This window comes from Methylocucumis oryzae (genome assembly GCF_000963695.1).
GTDB classification, from domain to species: domain Bacteria; phylum Pseudomonadota; class Gammaproteobacteria; order Methylococcales; family Methylomonadaceae; genus Methylovulum; species Methylovulum oryzae.
This window is the reverse complement of sequence record NZ_LAJX01000119.1, coordinates 1-13,124: the sequence shown is the minus strand read 5'-3', so window position 1 is coordinate 13,124 and position 13,124 is coordinate 1. Positions and strand designations below refer to the sequence as shown.

General features: G+C 47.3%; 25 protein-coding genes. 19 read left to right on the top strand and 6 right to left on the bottom strand.

Annotation, left to right across the window (positions count from 1 at the left end; genetic code table 11):
• Positions 1 to 61 precede the first annotated feature (61 nt).
• From VZ94_RS12190 to VZ94_RS30740, 5 genes are all read right to left on the bottom strand, one after another.
• On the bottom strand, positions 62 to 439 hold the full coding sequence (locus tag VZ94_RS12190) for a fatty acid desaturase (protein ID WP_045779436.1): 378 nt from the start codon (positions 437 to 439) through the stop codon (positions 62 to 64).
• Positions 421 to 693, bottom strand: coding sequence for a hypothetical protein (locus VZ94_RS12185; protein WP_045779435.1), 273 nt, complete (start codon positions 691 to 693; stop codon positions 421 to 423). Before VZ94_RS12185 ends, VZ94_RS12190 begins: the two co-directional genes overlap by 19 nt.
• Positions 665 to 1,129: a fatty acid desaturase gene (locus tag VZ94_RS12180; RefSeq protein WP_045779434.1), complete on the bottom strand. Its 465-nt coding sequence runs from the start codon at positions 1,127 to 1,129 to the stop codon at positions 665 to 667. The genes VZ94_RS12185 and VZ94_RS12180 overlap by 29 nt, the downstream gene beginning before the upstream one ends.
• A gap of 569 nt (positions 1,130 to 1,698) precedes the next feature.
• The gene (locus VZ94_RS30745; protein ID WP_275575224.1) at positions 1,699 to 2,046 is read right to left on the bottom strand and encodes a LysR substrate-binding domain-containing protein; all 348 of its coding nucleotides are present in this window, start codon (positions 2,044 to 2,046) and stop codon (positions 1,699 to 1,701) included.
• On the bottom strand, positions 1,994 to 2,596 hold the full coding sequence (locus tag VZ94_RS30740; protein ID WP_204369132.1) for a LysR family transcriptional regulator: 603 nt from the start codon (positions 2,594 to 2,596) through the stop codon (positions 1,994 to 1,996). The genes VZ94_RS30745 and VZ94_RS30740 overlap by 53 nt, the downstream gene beginning before the upstream one ends.
• Positions 2,597 to 2,689: 93 nt before the next feature.
• Between VZ94_RS30740 and VZ94_RS12170 the strand changes: the two genes are divergently transcribed.
• The 12 genes from VZ94_RS12170 to VZ94_RS12120 all read left to right on the top strand — a co-directional run bounded on the left by VZ94_RS12170 (position 2,690) and on the right by VZ94_RS12120 (position 9,501).
• The gene (locus tag VZ94_RS12170) at positions 2,690 to 2,968 is read left to right on the top strand and encodes a DUF1330 domain-containing protein (RefSeq protein ID WP_045779433.1); all 279 of its coding nucleotides are present in this window, start codon (positions 2,690 to 2,692) and stop codon (positions 2,966 to 2,968) included.
• Between the two features lie 12 nt (positions 2,969 to 2,980).
• Positions 2,981 to 3,550, top strand: coding sequence for a carboxymuconolactone decarboxylase family protein (locus tag VZ94_RS12165; protein WP_045779432.1), 570 nt, complete (start codon positions 2,981 to 2,983; stop codon positions 3,548 to 3,550).
• Positions 3,551 to 3,754: 204 nt separating this feature from the next.
• Positions 3,755 to 3,904 (top strand): hypothetical protein, encoded by a 150-nt coding sequence (locus VZ94_RS27030; RefSeq protein ID WP_204369131.1) that lies wholly within the window; start codon positions 3,755 to 3,757, stop codon positions 3,902 to 3,904.
• Between the two features lie 438 nt (positions 3,905 to 4,342).
• Positions 4,343 to 4,711, top strand: a complete 369-nt coding sequence (locus tag VZ94_RS12160; protein WP_045779431.1) for a nuclear transport factor 2 family protein — start codon at positions 4,343 to 4,345, stop codon at positions 4,709 to 4,711.
• Positions 4,712 to 4,797: 86 nt separating this feature from the next.
• Positions 4,798 to 5,184 carry a hypothetical protein gene (locus VZ94_RS12155; protein ID WP_045779430.1) on the top strand — a complete coding sequence of 129 codons (387 nt, stop codon included), beginning with the start codon at positions 4,798 to 4,800 and terminating at the stop codon, positions 5,182 to 5,184.
• The gene (gene bufB / locus VZ94_RS12150) at positions 5,181 to 6,011 is read left to right on the top strand and encodes an MNIO family bufferin maturase (protein ID WP_045779429.1); all 831 of its coding nucleotides are present in this window, start codon (positions 5,181 to 5,183) and stop codon (positions 6,009 to 6,011) included. Before VZ94_RS12155 ends, bufB begins: the two co-directional genes overlap by 4 nt.
• On the top strand, positions 6,008 to 6,817 hold the full coding sequence (locus tag VZ94_RS12145) for an HvfC/BufC N-terminal domain-containing protein (RefSeq protein ID WP_052700485.1): 810 nt from the start codon (positions 6,008 to 6,010) through the stop codon (positions 6,815 to 6,817). Before bufB ends, VZ94_RS12145 begins: the two co-directional genes overlap by 4 nt.
• A 209-nt stretch (positions 6,818 to 7,026) precedes the next feature.
• Positions 7,027 to 7,500 (top strand): hypothetical protein, encoded by a 474-nt coding sequence (locus tag VZ94_RS12140; RefSeq protein WP_204369130.1) that lies wholly within the window; start codon positions 7,027 to 7,029, stop codon positions 7,498 to 7,500.
• Between the two features lie 70 nt (positions 7,501 to 7,570).
• Positions 7,571 to 8,131, top strand: a complete 561-nt coding sequence (locus VZ94_RS12135) for a chlorite dismutase family protein (protein ID WP_045779428.1) — start codon at positions 7,571 to 7,573, stop codon at positions 8,129 to 8,131.
• A gap of 40 nt (positions 8,132 to 8,171) precedes the next feature.
• A complete protein-coding gene (locus tag VZ94_RS12130; protein WP_045779427.1) occupies positions 8,172 to 8,408 on the top strand; it encodes a hypothetical protein in 237 nt (78 codons plus the stop codon).
• A gap of 96 nt (positions 8,409 to 8,504) precedes the next feature.
• Positions 8,505 to 8,894 (top strand): YybH family protein, encoded by a 390-nt coding sequence (locus tag VZ94_RS12125; protein ID WP_045779426.1) that lies wholly within the window; start codon positions 8,505 to 8,507, stop codon positions 8,892 to 8,894.
• Between the two features lie 175 nt (positions 8,895 to 9,069).
• On the top strand, positions 9,070 to 9,501 hold the full coding sequence (locus VZ94_RS12120) for a VOC family protein (protein WP_045779425.1): 432 nt from the start codon (positions 9,070 to 9,072) through the stop codon (positions 9,499 to 9,501).
• A gap of 214 nt (positions 9,502 to 9,715) precedes the next feature.
• On the opposite strand, the gene VZ94_RS28955 is transcribed toward VZ94_RS12120, so the two are convergent.
• A complete protein-coding gene (locus VZ94_RS28955; protein WP_239649889.1) occupies positions 9,716 to 9,853 on the bottom strand; it encodes a hypothetical protein in 138 nt (45 codons plus the stop codon).
• A gap of 103 nt (positions 9,854 to 9,956) precedes the next feature.
• Between VZ94_RS28955 and VZ94_RS28950 the strand changes: the two genes are divergently transcribed.
• The 7 genes from VZ94_RS28950 to VZ94_RS12095 all read left to right on the top strand — a co-directional run.
• Positions 9,957 to 10,142, top strand: coding sequence for a GNAT family N-acetyltransferase (locus VZ94_RS28950; RefSeq protein WP_239649888.1), 186 nt, complete (start codon positions 9,957 to 9,959; stop codon positions 10,140 to 10,142).
• Between the two features lie 98 nt (positions 10,143 to 10,240).
• Entirely contained in the window at positions 10,241 to 10,465 is a 225-nt protein-coding gene (locus VZ94_RS27025; protein WP_204369129.1) for a hypothetical protein, read from the top strand.
• Positions 10,423 to 10,974, top strand: coding sequence for a haloacid dehalogenase type II (locus tag VZ94_RS12110; RefSeq protein WP_204369128.1), 552 nt, complete (start codon positions 10,423 to 10,425; stop codon positions 10,972 to 10,974). Before VZ94_RS27025 ends, VZ94_RS12110 begins: the two co-directional genes overlap by 43 nt.
• The gene (locus VZ94_RS25955) at positions 10,956 to 11,123 is read left to right on the top strand and encodes a hypothetical protein (RefSeq protein ID WP_157844908.1); all 168 of its coding nucleotides are present in this window, start codon (positions 10,956 to 10,958) and stop codon (positions 11,121 to 11,123) included. The genes VZ94_RS12110 and VZ94_RS25955 overlap by 19 nt, the downstream gene beginning before the upstream one ends.
• A gap of 56 nt (positions 11,124 to 11,179) precedes the next feature.
• Complete coding sequence (locus VZ94_RS12105; RefSeq protein WP_045779424.1) at positions 11,180 to 11,836, top strand: pyridoxamine 5'-phosphate oxidase family protein; 657 nt, start codon at positions 11,180 to 11,182, stop codon at positions 11,834 to 11,836.
• Positions 11,837 to 11,989: 153 nt separating this feature from the next.
• Complete coding sequence (locus VZ94_RS12100; protein WP_045779423.1) at positions 11,990 to 12,616, top strand: FMN-binding negative transcriptional regulator; 627 nt, start codon at positions 11,990 to 11,992, stop codon at positions 12,614 to 12,616.
• Positions 12,617 to 12,670: 54 nt separating this feature from the next.
• The coding region (locus tag VZ94_RS12095; RefSeq protein WP_109867684.1) for a YybH family protein at positions 12,671 to 13,124 on the top strand (454 nt) is incomplete at its 3' end.

Here is a 13,124-nt window from a genome sequence, read left to right as displayed (position 1 = left end):
TGGTTAACGGATAACATCTGAGTGAGGATGTTATCCGAGTCATTAGCGGTCTATTTGCTATTTATCGACTTGAACACTGGCGCTGGAGCCTAAAACGTTTTAAGCTTGCAACGGAATCGATAAAGCACTCTCTAGGTGTGGCTTCGTTGTAAATAATCCCATGTTGTTGGCAGAAGTCGCGGGTAATTTTGGCGGCTATTGGCAGTTTATGCCAGGAGATACCCGGCCATAAATGATGCTCGGTTTGGTAAGCTAGCACCCCCCAAAACCAACGGCCAAAAGCGCCATTCACATTGCGCGTGGTATAGGTTTGCAGCGTTAAGCGATCAACGGGAAAGTCACCCGAAATGACGGGAAGGCCAACATGATTTAACGCAAAGACAAAGCCAATGACAAAACCTGCCAGCAAATATTTATAAACTAATAAAATAATCGCCATCCACAAAGCTTAGCCATAAATAGTGGGAAATTATTAAGAAAATAACCCGCTAAAATTAAGATAAACACCCAAGATTTTGGGCTTCTGACTGAAAACGCGCGCTCTTTAAACTTGCCGGTGACGACGAAGTGAAAGCTTTCTATGGTTAAGCCAACGATTAACAGCGAGAGATAAAGCCAATACAAAATATGCTGATATTTGACAATCGCTAAGGCCAATAAGGATTTAGGTTGGGCTTGTAAGCTTCCTAGCACAAAACGGCGGTGTTTCAATATCGGGGTCGCCGTTAGACTCCGAGGCAATATTCGTAAATTTATGATGTAAGCTGTGCTTAGCATCCCAAAATTCTTTACTTAAGCCTAAAAAAAAGCACCAAACAAACTCGCCTAAATAATCTCTATACCAACGTGAGCTTTTGACGGAACCGTGCGCTAAATCATGGCCGACAAAACCAATGCGTAAAATAAAAACGGCGTCAATCGATAAAAACACCAGACTCAAAAAGAGATTAGACGTCACTGCAATTAATGCCAACATCGCAACGTGTACAGCGATATAACCGGCTAAATGGCGCATATAAAACATCGGTTGTTTTTCAAAGCAATTGTAAGGTCTTAATTGCTCGGTGAGTTCATTAAAAAGCTTAGAACGATCCGTTTTAAGATACTCCTCATCAGCTACTTGAATCATGCATATTCCTCCTCGATTTTATAATAGTTATTGTTTTTTATAGTTTTTTTGGCTAAACCGCTGGGTTGCTGGTTTGCTTTGTCGTCAGCGTGAAGCTTTATGCTGCGAAGCGTGTAACTATACAACGTTTGCCGGTTGAACGCATGGCAACGAATGCAAAAAAACAGGGGAAAGTTTAAGAGATAGAAAAAAAACGGTTACCAACGTAGGCTACGCACTTAAGATGGGACAGGGCGTTTAGAGCGCAGGTGTCGGCAGCAGGGATGCTGCCGCCAAGCCTACAGGGACGTATTTACGGCGTCCTGCGTTCTGAATGACCTGCCGTCTTAAGTAGGTAACCCCAACGTATGGCGGGACAGGGGACTGGGAGTGCATAACGTCAGGGATGGCGTAGTGCAACGTAGGAGCAGTTGCCGAGGAGCGGTTTTCTATCGCTCTAAACGCCCTGTCCCATCTTTAAGTGTATAGCTTTTTTACGCCTCGAAAAGAGGTAATGCCCGCCAGATTTGGATGTATTCATTGTTGGACATCGCGCGTATCAAGTTACTTACTAGGGTTGATAAACAAAATTAGAGCGAAGCAAAATAGCGACAAACTAATTGATTAAAGCGGTTGATGTGGACTGGCTTTTCACCGCCATAAGCGTGTACCGAAAAAATCGGCCAGTGCGGTCCGGTGGTGCCTTCTAATAGATGTACCATTTCCCCTGTCTTCAGTAATGGCTTGGCAATCACATCAGGTAATAAAACAATACCTAAATGCCGCAACGCTAAAGCCACTGCACTAGGTAAGCTGCTGACGCGGGCAAACGGAGTTAAGTTTAGGTAAGTCGTTTGGGCATTACCGGCAACGCGTAGGGGCACTTTAGTTGCTTGCCAAGACGTGGCAATCCATCGGTGGTGTGGTAAATCTTCCAGTATTTGCGGTGTGGTGTGCCGGTTTAAGTATAACGGCGTGGCGCAAAAATATTTCGGTCATCGTGCCGACGGGTATTGCTCGATAGCCGCTATCGGGCAATGCCCCCACATGCAAAGCCACATCCAATTGGTTAGCGATTAAATCCAAGGTGTTGTCACTAGCAATCAGTACAGGCTCTAGTCTGGGATACTCGTTACAAAGCTGTTCCAATGCCGGGAGCACTACACCCATTTCTAAACTATGCGGAAAGGTCACGGCAAAACGGCCTTGCGGGTCGCCGCTGGCATTGGTGATTTCTGCAAACACTTGCTCGACGTGGTCTTCCAACAACTGGCAGCGTAACAATAGTTTTTCGCCCAAAGCGGTCAGCGATACGCCACGGGTGCTGCGGTTAAGCACTCGGATTCCCATGGCCGATTCCAACTGCCGGATATGCTGGCTGGCAGCCGATTTGGTGATGCCTAACAGCTGCGCCGCTTGGGTGAACGAGCCTTTTTGAGCGACGGCGGCAAACACCATCAGTTTGTTCAAATGGCGAATATTGTTCATAAAAACTTAACAGTGATTGAAAATATATGCAATTGTGCTGTAAATCAGTCAAACCTACAATGGTTTTCCCTTTGTAACCCCAATGAGAAAACCATGTCTGCTTATATTATTGTCAGTTTTACCCCTACCGATGCCGAGCAACTCCAGCACTATGCCACCGCCGTACCCGCCACTTTATCGCCTTACAACGGTGAGCTGTTGGCGAAAGGCCCAGCGGAAAACTTGCAGGGTGATAGTGGTTTCACTTTGCAAGCCTTAATCGCCTTTCCCAGTAAAGCCGAAGCCAGTGCTTGGTACGGTTCGGCGGCTTACCAAGCTCTAGTGCCATTGCGGGATGCCGCCATGGTGAGTCAGTTTAGTTTGTTAGCGTAACCGGAGGCATACATGAACCCATTTATTCTGCACACATTGGTTACTGCCCCCGAAGCCAGCCAACCTTTATTATCAAATGTCCAACACAACTTTGGTTTTATCCCCAACTTGCTGGCTGGAATGGCAACGTCGCCAGCTTTGCTGGAAGGTTACCGGAGCTTGGCGGCCTGCTTTGATAAAACCCAGTTAAGCGAAACTGAACGACAAATTATATTGCTGACCACCAGCCGCCTGAACGGTTGCCGTTACTGCATGGCGGCACACACAGTGATTGCCAAATCTGCGGGTGTACCCGACGAAGTCATTGCCGCCTTACGCAACAACACGCCGCTCGCCGATGCTAAACTGGAAGCCTTACGGCAATTTGCCGGTACAGTGACTGAACGCCGAGGCTGGCTTGATGAGGTTGATTTACAAGGCTTTTATACGGCGGGATATACGCAGGAAAATGTTTTGGAGGTGATTCTCGGCGTGGGTTTAAAAATACTCTCAAATTACACCAACCATATTGCGCAAACGCCGTTGGATAAAGTTTTTGAACAAGCTGTTTGGTCTGGGGCTGACCCTGCAAGGTCTCCTTAGCATATGGTGTAAAGTTTCAAAAACGCTGCGCCATGACCTTGGCGGGTTGTAGGCCAATGGCTAAGGTTTGTCACATTCATTTGATTTTTTCGTGATGAATTCGTGAATTCTTGTATTGATAATAAACCAGCAAAAAGTATTTTGGCTGGGTCTTGATCGCCTGGACTTACACACTCCATTCACTTAAATGAAATAGGAAAACGCATGAAAACTTCAGCAAATACCTCTGGATTATTATTGGCAACTGCGGTTGCAGCTTTATTTGTAAACAGCCCTGTTATGGCAGAGGAAAGCAGTGCAGAAGAAGCGAAAGTGCATTGCGTCGGTATAAAACGCCTGCAAAGGGCATTCTGATTGTAAAACTGCCACGAATGAGTGTGCGGGCAAAAAAAACGCCTGCAAAGGCAAAAGGTTTTGTGCAGACCTCTAAAAAAAGAATGTGCGGATAAAGGCGGTAAGGCTGAGTAATTTCCAACTTTTTAAAGCGGCAGATAAATGAGGGCGGTGTTCGGTTATTTGCTTTGAACGCCGCCTTTTCTTCCTCAGGGAGCCAGATTTCTGTATAGTTTGAAAGTCTAAAAAACCATTAAAAATTTGTAACATAGCAAAAATAATCAGCCTATTGGCTTATTGCTCACGAGTTTTACAGATTTTTAATCAGCCGGCATACACAAAAGGCAACCTCCTCAGTAAAACAATTTTGATAGTATTTGCAGCCTAGCTTAATGGGCAAATTAACATAGGCTGAATCCACGAAAGTTAACAACGGACATAATACCGTTAGAGGTAATCATGATCGACAAGATGTTCGCTGAACATTTCTCAGCCGACTGGATAGCGTCATGGAACGCTCACGACCTTGATCGCATACTGTCGCATTACACCGATGACTTTGAAATGTCGTCACCTGTAATCATCAAGGTGACTGGTGAACCATCAGGAGCACTAAAGGGCAAGGAATCCGTGGCTTCTTATTGGGCTAAAGCCCTTCAATTGGCTCCGAATCTTCATTTCGAGTTGGTCACTACGCTTGTCGGAGTAAACAGCATCACCCTCTACTACAATGGTGTCCGTGGTTCATCCGCAGAGGTGTTCCATTTCAACCAAGATGGCAAAGTTACAAGCGCATATGCACACTATCTCTCACTTTATACTCAATAGCTGCTGTGCAAATAAACCTTCGCGCAGCCCCTTAGCTCCACGATAACAGATAAGCTTTATGAATATTCCGCAAATTTACAGCCAACGTGCAAAAAACCTTACTTACCGTATTAGCATCACAATGCGAATACACAGGAAGGTTAGACATTATTACCTTAACGGGTGCGTTTTTAACCTATGCCAAAAACTTGATGCCCGATAGCCTCGCTGAGCTTGATGAGATCCGTGTTTGCCTTGAAGGAAAATGGTTGCCGATTCGCTGTGAAATTGTTTATGCCGCCACAGAAAATGACGGGATTTTTCCGTTCGGCTTTGGTGTCATTTTCAAAGATGATGAAGCGACGCAATGGGCGATAGCAAAGCTGTTAACCACTTCACTGCTGAGTGAAATGGCTTCTCCACCTCATTTACAGAAACATGCAGCCTATGGCAATGAATTTACCCATTTAACAGAGCTGCTATGCCAACCATGAAACCACTCCCCAACCTCGGCTTCGGTCTAGGTTTACGCACCGACCACTATCAAACCATCTTGGCTGACAAACCTGCCGTGGATTGGTTTGAGCTTATCACCGAAAACTATCTGGTAGCCGGTGGCAAGCCTTTGTTTTACTTGGACAGCATCCGCGCCGATTACCCAATGGTCATGCACGGTGTGTCGCTATCCATCGGCAGCACTGATCCCTTGAACTGGGATTACTTGCGGCAACTGAAAGCCTTGGCGAAGCGCATAGAACCCGCTTGGGTTTCCGACCATTTGTGCTGGACGGGTGTTAACGGCGTTAACCTGCACGATTTGTTGCCCTTGCCTTATACCGAAGCCGCCATTGACCATGTGGCAAACCGTGTCAGCACTGTGCAAGAGTATCTGGGACGGCAATTGTTACTGGAAAACGTTTCCAGTTATGTCAGCTATGCCCATTCCGAAATGAGCGAATGGGATTTTCTTAGCGCCGTTGCCGAACGCGCCGATTGTTTGATCTTGCTCGACATCAACAACATTTATGTGAGCGCCCATAACCACGGCTTTGACCCTTTGCGGTATTTACGGCAGCTTCCCGCCCAACGCATCCAGCAAATCCACTTGGCGGGGCATTTGGATTTGGGCCATCTCATCATCGACAGCCACGGCGACACCGTGATTGATCCGGTTTGGTCGCTGTACGAAGCCGCCTTGCAACGCTTTGGTTTCGTCGCCACGATGATCGAACGCGACGACAATGTGCCACCGCTCACGGACTTATTGGCGGAGCTGGACATTGCCAAACGCATCGCAAACACCCTGAGGTTAGCCGCATGACGACGATGACGTTAAGCCTTGCCGACACCCAGCAAGCCTTCCAAACTGCCGTATTGCATTTGCAAAAAGCTACCCCGGATTTTATTATCGGCACACCGCAAGTATCTGCCGACCAGCGATTCAAAGTTTATACCGACGCTTATCGCTTGCGGCTGATCGAAGCGTTAAGTGCGGATTTTCAGGCTTTACACACATATCTGGGTGATGACGGATTTGCTGGTTTAGGCCAGACTTACATCGACGCATCGCCATCCGATCAATTTTCCGTGCGTTGGTTTGGCCGCCATCTGCCGCGTTTTCTCGCGGAAACCCCGCCTTATACCGAACAACCGGAACTCAACGAACTGGCTGTTTTTGAATGGGCGTTAAGCGAAGCCTTTGACGCGGCAGAAAGCACCTTGCTAAGCCATGCCCAACTGGTCACCATCGACCCCAACGCTTGGCCATCGTTAACCCTGCATTTCCATCCGTCTTTACGCCGCATCAATTTACACAGCAACGCCCCGCAAATCTGGCAAGCGGCAAACCAAAAACAAGCGTTACCCGAATTTACCCGCCAACCCGAAGCGCAAGCTTGGAGCATTTGGCGGCATGAACAGAAACTGTTGTTCCGTTCTTTATCAGAGCAAGAAGCTTATGCGCTGGATGCGTTTGTACAGGGACAATGTTTTGCGGAAATTTGTACGGGGTTGTCAGAATGGTTGGAAGAAGCCGATGTGGTGATGAAATTGGCAAGCTTTTTACAAACTTGGTTGCGTGATGGATGGATTGCGGATAAGGCTACTGGTGTAGCTAAAGCAACATGAATAGATAAGGATTGGGTGTCCTTTGTCTGGCCTACATGACACAATCAAATTATAGTGCGTCAGCCAGAATAAGCGGTGTGCCGAAAAATGCCCGTCCACACCATGAATCAATCAGAGGGAACATTATGCCTATTAAGACACTATGAACATTCACGACCAAAACCCTGTCCTTGATGCCATCCTTGAAAGCTGGCGTTTGGTTTTAGGCGATGACTTCACCGCTTACAAAAACCATGGTTACCGCGTCCTCAATTTTGCCTTGGCGTTTTGTGAAGAAAACCCGCAAAAACCTCAGCAAGTTAGCTATCGCCGTGGCTTTTCACGACTTGGGCATCTGGACAAACCAGACTTGTGATTATCTTGAGCCTTCCCAACAATTGGCCCATGACTATCTTGTCAAATATGGTCAGGAGGATTGGTGTGACGAGATTGCAGCCATGATTGGCCTGCACCACAAAATTAGACCCTATAAAGCCAAGCCAAATTGGCTAGTGGAGCCGTTCAGGAAAGCCGATTGGACGGATGTAAGCCAAGGGATGCTCAAATTTGGCTTGGCATCCAGCACGGTTGCCGAGATTTTGGCACATTTCCCTAACGCCGGTTTTCACAAGCGGCTGCTAGCTTTAAGCAAGCAGCGCTTGCAAACACATCCGTTCAAGCCACTGCCGATGCTGAGGTTTTAACGGATAATCCCATCTCAGCCTCGTCATGCGGCGCAACAAGAATTTGATGATTAACCACAGGAAATTAGCAATGAGTACACGATTTTTTCAGTTTGTCGGTGGCGATACGGGCGTTTGGCGGGTTGTCAAAACCCACACGTTGATAGGTGAACCGCTGTTGGATGTCGCTAGGCTGGATGTTGTTGCCGGACAGGATAACGCAAGCCAACCCGACAGCGGCTGGCTATTGCGCGGCATCACCAGCAACGAACGCTATGTTGAGCGAGCAGAAAAAAATACCTTGGTGGAAAAACAACAAGGTCTAGGTCGGCCTGAAGCGACCTGTGCCGCGTTAATCCCTATCCGCAAGAATGCCGCATGGTGGGCGCTGACCCAAGACGAACGCCGCCATATTTTTGAAGGCCAATCCCAGCACATCCAAATCGGTCTGGACTATTTACCCGCGATTGCCAGAAGGTTGCACCATTGCCGCGACATCTCCGAAAACGAGCCTTTCGATTTTTTGACGTGGTTTGAATTTGCCCCCACCGATGAAGAGGCGTTTAACCAGATGCTTATGCAATTGCGCGCCTCTGAAGAGTGGCAGTACATAGACCGGGAAGTTGACATCAGGTTGGTACGCGAAGCCTAGCCGTTAATACTAGCAATCATTTAAAGTTGGCCTAGTCCAAATGAACGTCATGATTATCTGGAGCCGGTTACGGCGGCCTTTGGCTGTGGCTTTGTTCGCGGCGGTTTTCGCCTATATCTTCATTACCCCGCTGTGCGGCTGGTTATTTTCCTGCGGTTGTGACTGGCCTTGGCGGGGATTTACCCAACATTGCAATGCCTTTATCGCCACAGCACCGGAAAAATGCGCGTGGTGCGCCACGCATTGGCGTTTAAGCCAATTGTGGCCTGGGCATTAAAAAAAATCGGATTTATCGGTCACACCTCCGTCATCCAAGCCGTCTAATGAAGTTCAAGGCTGCGATTCCCAAAGCCCTAAACTTGAGAGAACCACGATGAACAATTGTGAACAGATCATTACCGCCGTCAACACGATGGCTTTAGCAATGGCAGAAGGCCGCTTGGATGACGTGCTGTCCGCTTACGAACCCCATGCCACGTTGGTGGCGCAACCGGGTATGCCTGTTTCAGGCACTGGCTTGTGCACAGCGTTCCAAGGTTATATTGCCATGCAACCAAAGTTTGCCATGCCCCAACATGAAGTCATTGAAGCAGGCGACATCGCGCTGCATATCGCCCCGTGGACGATGACCGCAATAGACCCTGTGAGCGGCAGTCCGATAGAACAAAGCGGCTTGTCGTTGGCGGTTTTCCGCCGCCAACCGGATGGCCAGTGGCTGATGGTGATCGACAATCCGTATGGTTCGGTGTTGCTGGATGGCTAAACGGCAATACGGCTGAAATTCAGCCATTTTAAATGTAGCAAGGAAATGGGGGACAGACCACATTTTTACAAACTTATCATAAAACGTGGTCTGACCCCTATTTCGTCATGTCGGCGACAGTCGAATGGTTTATTAGCTATGCACATGTTTAATCTACCCACGGAAGTGACCGACTATGAAAATTGACAGCCTTGACCACTTGGTTCTCACCGTTAAGAACATCGAAGTCACCGCATCCTTCTATGCAAACGCCTTGGGCATGGACATCATTACCTTCGGTGGTGGCCGAAAAGCACTTGCATTTGGTGAGCAGAAGATTAATTTACATCAGCACAAAAAAGAGTTTGAGCCTAAAGCCCACAATCCCACGCCCGGTTCGGCTGATTTGTGTTTTATCACATCCGTCCCGCTGCCTGAGGTGGTCAATCATCTCGCCTCATGTCATATAGCGGTCATTGAAGGGCCGGTGCAACGTACAGGCGCGACAGGAATAATTCTTTCAGTTTATTTCCGCGATCCGGACTTTAACTTGATCGAGGTTGCTAACCGGTTCATGACCAACATCGCGATTAGTACAGATGAAGGCTATACACTTAAGACGGGATAGGGCGTTTAGAGCGAAGGTGTCGGCAGCAGGGATGCTGCCGCCAAGTCTACGGGGACGTATTTACGGCGTCCTTCGTTCTGAATGACCTGTCCCGTCTTAAGTTGGTAACCCAGATGAATAAGCCAGTATTTCGCTTATTCACAACCCGCACATTTTTTTAACCTTAGGTTTTTTTGGAGAACTATGGACAATATCACCGTCCGCCAAGCTGTTCTTACTGACCTCGACGCGCTTGCGCCGCTTTTGGACGCTTATCGCCAATTTTATGGCCGTGCCAGCGATGTTGCCGCCGCGCGGGCGTTTTTTGCTTGAGCGCTTTAATCACGGCGAATCGGTGTTGTTCATCGCCCATGAAGGCAATCATCCTGTTGGATTCACCCAACTGTACCCCAGCTTTTCATCGGTATCACTAGCCCGGACGTTCATACTCAACGATCTTTTTCGTGCATGAAAACATGCGCAGAAAAGGCGTTGCCAAAAAGCTGATGTCCGCTGCGACTGAATTCGCTAAATCAGTGGGGGCTGTGCGCGTCTCGCTTTCAACTGCCACCAGCAACGAAATAGCGCAAGCAGTTTATCAATCCACTGGCTGGAAACGGGATGAGCAGTTTTACGTTTATCACTTTGCCATTCCGTCATAATCTGTGCAACTCAAGACGTGAGGCATTAACCAACCTGCTTAAACAAAGGAGTAACTGGAATGCGATGTATACGATTAATTAGCGGCCTGATTTTAGCGATGGTCATACTTTCTGTTGCCAATGCCCAAGTCTCCGAACCTCGCTACAAAGCTGTCGCTTTTGACTATTTTGTGATTTTTGATCCCAACTCGGTTGTACCCGAAGTTGAAAAAAGTTTTTCCGGGCAAAGGCTTGGAAGTCACGAAAGCATGGCGCACCAAAATTTTTTGAATACAGCTTTTTGCGCTCCATTACGAGAGCTCACGAAGATTTTTTCAAGGTGACGGAAGATGCCATGCTCTACACGCTCGCCAGCATGAAACTGGAAGCCAGTAAAGAACAGAAACAAGCACTTCTTAACGCTTTTCTTGCCCTGAAACCTTGGCCCGATACGGTAGAAGGCCTGAAAAAATTGAAAGCGTCCGGCGTGAAACTTATTGCCCTGTCTAATCTCAGTAGCATGATGCTTAAATCCAATGCCGACCATGCCGGTATTACCGAACTTTTCGATGAGCTGGTAAGCACCGAGATCAACGGCACCTACAAGCCACAGCCTGAAGCTTATGCCTTGGCAATACAACACCTTGGTTTGAAGAAAGAGGAGATTGTTTTCGCTGCTTTTGGGGGTTGGGATGCTTACGGCGCAAAAAGCTTCGGCTACCCCACCTATTGGGTTAATCGCTTCAACCTGCCCACAGAGCGATTGGGTACTCAAGCGGATGCAACATCCAATAGTTTTCAAGGATTGTTGGATTTTGTTTTGAGCACCGGAAAATGGGCAAAAAAAGAGTGATGAACTTGTTTAATGTTCAGTTCGTTAAATCCAGCCTTACCGATAGTCACAGCCGCTTGCCTTTCATTTTTGAACAAGCCGCAGGTTCCAAAGGCAAGCTGCTCAAAGCTTGGTGGACTTTGCTTTGGGTAGATAAGCATATCAATTAAACAATGGGCAAGTTACTACCCAATAACCCGTAACCTAATAAGTTTAAGGAGATGACATGAACGAACTATATGGTGAACAACATAAGCTGTTACAACAAGAATTTGATACCACGAAATTAGCCGAAAGAGTAAAAGAATTCATCGTATTGCCGGAGATTACCGATGAACATAAGGCTTTCATTGAAAGTAGGGATATGTTTTTTCTGACCACCATTGATCATCGCGGCTACCCCACATGCTCATACAAGGGTGGGATACCTGGATTTATAAGAGCGGTTGATAATACGACCCTGGCTTTTCCAAGCTACGATGGTAATGGCATGTTCCTATCTCTGGGCAATATTAACGGCAACAACAAGATTGGAATGCTCTTTATCGATTTTGAAACGCCGCATCGGGTGCGGGTGCATGGCACTGCCAGCATAAACAAAAACGATCCGTTAATACAAGAATTTAAAGGTGCGGACTTGATTGTGCGTGTTACAGTCAAGGAAATATTCGTCAATTGCCCACGTTACATCCATCAATATCAACGTGTGCAATTTTCCCAATATGCACCCCAGTCAGACTTTGAGTCACCATTGATACCTCAATGGAAACGTATTGATGCCCTACAGGATGTGCTGCCTGAGCGGGAGAATTTTATTGCAGAAGAACTGGGTACAATTAGCCCAGAAGAGTACGGGGCGCTGCTCTTGAAAGGCAAAGGTTAATGGGTGAGGACGACAATGCCGAATATGCGCTCAATCGGGATACGCCTTGTCATGGCAATTTTGAAGGCTTGTTGTTTTTTCGGCTTCGGTGGCTTCGCCAATCGTCCGTGAAAGGTGCGTCCCTTTGCTTAATGCTAGAACTCAGGAACCAACATGTATATTCCCGAACATTTTAATGAAACAAATTCGGAACGTATCTCCTCGCTCATCAATGGCAATTCCTTTGGAATGCTGGTCACCGCGCCTGATGGTGAGCCGTATGTCAGTCACTTACCTTTCATCTTTGACCACACCGCAGGTACTAAAGGCAAGCTGCTCTGCCACATGGCGCGCGCCAATCCGCAATGGCAGCACTTTTCATCAAGCACTGAGGTGCTGGTTGTGTTCCAAGGGCCTCAGGCTTATGTTTCCCCTTCGTGGTATTCGTCACCTGGCGTGCCAACATGGAATTACGCGGTGGTTCACTTGCGTGGCAAGCCCCGCCTCATCGACAGTGAGTTCGAGCTTGAAGCCTTGGTTGAACGGCTTACCCATGTTTATGAATCCCAGATGCCAAACCCGTGGCAAGCCAACCTTGCAGGTGAACGGCGAACTAAACTTCTCAACATGATTGTGGGCTTTGAAATTGACATCACAACCATTCAGGCAAAGTTCAAACTCAGCCAAAACCGCCCGCCCGAAGACCGACAAAGTGTCGTTGAGAAGTTGGGGCAATCAAGCAATCAAACGGAGGTTGCCGTTGCAACGCTCATGTCCGAGATGTTTGATGCCGAGTTCTAATGTGGCGCTCAACTTTACGTTAGGCGACCAGATGGTTAATAAAAGGAGGAAATAATGGAAAACCATGCTTTAACACAAGAAATAGCTAGAGCTGATAAAGCAATTAATGAGCGTGATTTTGATACCGTGGCTTCTTGCTATACTGAAGAAGCGGTATTGGTTGTTAAACCTGGTATGCTGGTTCAAGGTCGTGACAAAATTAAGGCAGCTCATCAAAAAATTTCTGATTACTTCAATGGCAGCCTTAATGTATCGCAAGGGGATATGGTTATTATCGAAGCCGGGGATATTGCGCTTGTTTTATCAAATACTTTTGTTGAGTCTCCCGATAAACTTGATTCAGAGTTTGCAACGGAGAGAGATGCGATTTATGTCTATAAGAAAACATCTGATGGTAATTGGTTGTGTGCCATTGATAATTCCTATGGTGTAGAGTTATTAAAAAAAAGATGCTTAGCATTACGCTCATACCCACAAGGGGCACTAGAGCGGGATGCGCCTTTTCGCG

What these genes read in the sequence shown, in the direction of transcription:
- VZ94_RS12135 (WP_045779428.1), top strand. Translation starts at nt 7,571, where the DNA reads ATGAGTACACGATTTTTTCAGTTTGTCGGTGGCGATACGGGCGTTTGG.
- VZ94_RS12180 (WP_045779434.1), bottom strand. Translation starts at nt 1,129, where the DNA reads ATGATTCAAGTAGCTGATGAGGAGTATCTTAAAACGGATCGTTCTAAG.
- VZ94_RS12120 (WP_045779425.1), top strand. Translation starts at nt 9,070, where the DNA reads ATGAAAATTGACAGCCTTGACCACTTGGTTCTCACCGTTAAGAACATC.
- bufB (WP_045779429.1), top strand. Translation starts at nt 5,181, where the DNA reads ATGAAACCACTCCCCAACCTCGGCTTCGGTCTAGGTTTACGCACCGAC.
- VZ94_RS12125 (WP_045779426.1), top strand. Translation starts at nt 8,505, where the DNA reads ATGAACAATTGTGAACAGATCATTACCGCCGTCAACACGATGGCTTTA.
- VZ94_RS12165 (WP_045779432.1), top strand. Translation starts at nt 2,981, where the DNA reads ATGAACCCATTTATTCTGCACACATTGGTTACTGCCCCCGAAGCCAGC.
- VZ94_RS28955 (WP_239649889.1), bottom strand. Translation starts at nt 9,853, where the DNA reads ATGGGCGATGAACAACACCGATTCGCCGTGATTAAAGCGCTCAAGCAA.
- VZ94_RS28950 (WP_239649888.1), top strand. Translation starts at nt 9,957, where the DNA reads ATGCGCAGAAAAGGCGTTGCCAAAAAGCTGATGTCCGCTGCGACTGAA.
- VZ94_RS12140 (WP_204369130.1), top strand. Translation starts at nt 7,027, where the DNA reads ATGACTTCACCGCTTACAAAAACCATGGTTACCGCGTCCTCAATTTTG.
- VZ94_RS12145 (WP_052700485.1), top strand. Translation starts at nt 6,008, where the DNA reads ATGACGACGATGACGTTAAGCCTTGCCGACACCCAGCAAGCCTTCCAA.
- VZ94_RS12160 (WP_045779431.1), top strand. Translation starts at nt 4,343, where the DNA reads ATGATCGACAAGATGTTCGCTGAACATTTCTCAGCCGACTGGATAGCG.
- VZ94_RS27030 (WP_204369131.1), top strand. Translation starts at nt 3,755, where the DNA reads ATGAAAACTTCAGCAAATACCTCTGGATTATTATTGGCAACTGCGGTT.
- VZ94_RS12100 (WP_045779423.1), top strand. Translation starts at nt 11,990, where the DNA reads ATGTATATTCCCGAACATTTTAATGAAACAAATTCGGAACGTATCTCC.
- VZ94_RS27025 (WP_204369129.1), top strand. Translation starts at nt 10,241, where the DNA reads ATGGTCATACTTTCTGTTGCCAATGCCCAAGTCTCCGAACCTCGCTAC.
- VZ94_RS12105 (WP_045779424.1), top strand. Translation starts at nt 11,180, where the DNA reads ATGAACGAACTATATGGTGAACAACATAAGCTGTTACAACAAGAATTT.
- VZ94_RS12170 (WP_045779433.1), top strand. Translation starts at nt 2,690, where the DNA reads ATGTCTGCTTATATTATTGTCAGTTTTACCCCTACCGATGCCGAGCAA.
- VZ94_RS30740 (WP_204369132.1), bottom strand. Translation starts at nt 2,596, where the DNA reads ATGAACAATATTCGCCATTTGAACAAACTGATGGTGTTTGCCGCCGTC.
- VZ94_RS25955 (WP_157844908.1), top strand. Translation starts at nt 10,956, where the DNA reads ATGGGCAAAAAAAGAGTGATGAACTTGTTTAATGTTCAGTTCGTTAAA.
- VZ94_RS12190 (WP_045779436.1), bottom strand. Translation starts at nt 439, where the DNA reads ATGGCGATTATTTTATTAGTTTATAAATATTTGCTGGCAGGTTTTGTC.
- VZ94_RS12130 (WP_045779427.1), top strand. Translation starts at nt 8,172, where the DNA reads ATGAACGTCATGATTATCTGGAGCCGGTTACGGCGGCCTTTGGCTGTG.